The sequence below is a fragment of the Mesorhizobium sp. M7A.F.Ca.MR.148.00.0.0 genome, assembly GCF_003997735.1.
In the GTDB taxonomy this organism is placed as follows: domain Bacteria; phylum Pseudomonadota; class Alphaproteobacteria; order Rhizobiales; family Rhizobiaceae; genus Mesorhizobium.
In genome coordinates this window covers 1-1,855 of sequence record NZ_RZTB01000257.1, presented here as the reverse complement: position 1 = coordinate 1,855, position 1,855 = coordinate 1, and the positions used below count along the sequence as shown (strand labels likewise).

2 protein-coding genes are annotated in these 1,855 nt (G+C 63.1%); both read right to left on the bottom strand.

The window, feature by feature from the left end:
* Positions 1–503: FAD-binding oxidoreductase (locus tag EOB49_RS33715; RefSeq protein ID WP_164781921.1), on the bottom strand; the 503-nt coding region annotated here is incomplete at its 3' end.
* The gene (locus tag EOB49_RS33710; RefSeq protein ID WP_127383485.1) at positions 503–1,795 is read right to left on the bottom strand and encodes a cytosine deaminase; all 1,293 of its coding nucleotides are present in this window, start codon (positions 1,793–1,795) and stop codon (positions 503–505) included. The genes EOB49_RS33710 and EOB49_RS33715, both read right to left, overlap by 1 nt.
* Positions 1,796–1,855 lie beyond the last annotated feature (60 nt).

The following is a 1,855-nucleotide window of genomic DNA, read 5'->3' as shown; positions in this document are numbered from 1 at the left end:
TTGCCGAAATCGCGCAGGCCGCCGAAATTGATCGAGCCGACGCCGCCCGAACCGCCGGCGATGAAGCCGCCGATCGAAGCGGTGTTGTAGGTGGAGGGCGACAGCCGCAGCTCCTGCCCGGAATGCGCCCGCGTCGCCTTGTCGATATCGGCCAGGATCGCCCCCGGTCCGCTCACAACGCGACCTGGCGCGATCGACTTGATCTCGTTCATCTCGGCAAGGTTGAGCACGACGCCGCCGGAGAGCGGCATCGCCTGGCCGTAATTGCCGGTGCCGCTGCCACGCGGTGTCACCGGCACGCCATGGCAATGACACGCGGCAAGCACGCGTATCAGTTCGGTCTCATTCCTTGGCGTCACGATCAGATCGCCGGTGACATGGTCCAGTTGCTGCTTCAGCACCGGGCTGTACCAGTAGAAGTCACGGCTCTTCTGCTGGACGATGGCCGGGTTGTCGTCGACCTTGAGCCCGTCAAGATCGCGTTTGAGCGCCGAAACGTCCATTATCCCACCATCAGTTCGTCGAGTTCGGCATAGTCGGGCAATTGCCGGTCGATCGCCTTGCCGCCGCGCACCACGATGCGATCCGATTCGGGTCGCGAGAGCAATTCCGTCCAGCTTCGGCCTTTGAACAGGATGAAATCGGCATCGCCGCCGGCGGCAAGCGTGCCGAAGCCATCAAGCCGCATCACCTTGGCCGGCGTCGCGGTGACCGCTTGCGGCCAGTCGGCGACCGGATGGTCCAAATGCAGGATGCGCGTCGCCATGCGGTAGACCTCTAGCATGTCGAGATCGCCATAGGCGTAGAAGGGATCACGCGTGTTGTCGGAAGCGACTGCCACCGGAATGCCCCTCGCCTTCATCTCGTGCAGCAGCGTCACACCGCGCCAGCGCGGCGTGGTTTGGTCGCCGCGCCGGTCCTGCAGATAGAGATTGCACATCGGCAGCGAGACGACGGCGAGCCCGGCCTTCGCCACCTTGTCCAGCGTATCGAGCACATCGAGGTCCGGCTGGCGCGCGAGCGAGCAGCAATGGCCGACGAGGATCTTTCCTTCGAAACCGTTCCAGAGAGCGGCCTCGGCGATCTTCTTCAACGATATGGCGGAGATATCATCGGTCTCGTCGGCATGGAAATCGAGATCGAGGCCATGCTTGATCGCTTGCGCGAAGACATGGTCGAGCAGTTCTTCGAGGTCCGGCACCATATAGGTGACGACACCGAGCACGCCCTTTGCCGCGGCAACCCTTTTTGCCAGTCTGTCGAACCACTTTTTGTCGCGCACGCCTTCGATGCCGAGCAAACAGGCGCCCTGCAATTCGATACGGCCGCGCCATGCCTCGCGCATCGTCTCGAACACTGGCCAGGAGATTTCCTCCTGCGGCGCGACGCTGTCGATGTGGGTGCGCAGCGCCCTGGTGCCATGCGCGTAGGCGCAGCGCAGTGAAAAATCCATCCGCCGTGCCAAATCCTCGGCGCTCCAGCGTGCCACGCGATCGGCACCGGCGGCATTCAACGCGCCCATGAACGTGCCGTCAGGATTGGGCTTTCGCGGCCAGATATGGCCCTTGTCGATATGCGTGTGGCAGTCGACGAAGCATGGCAGGATTATACGGCCGGCGAGGTCAATCGCATCGGCGGATCGGCCATGCGCGGTGATGCTGGAAATCTTCCCGTCGGCCACAGCGATGTCGGCAAGCCCGAAGCCGTCAGCATCGAAGGGCGCGGAAAGGCCTGGTGCCAGTGAGCGATGAAGGCGAACATTGGCGAGATGGTAAGAGCCGAAGGTTGGTATCAAGCGTTGCCCCCCTCTGTCCTGCCGGACATCTCCCCCTCAAGGGGGGAGATTGGCAGCGTC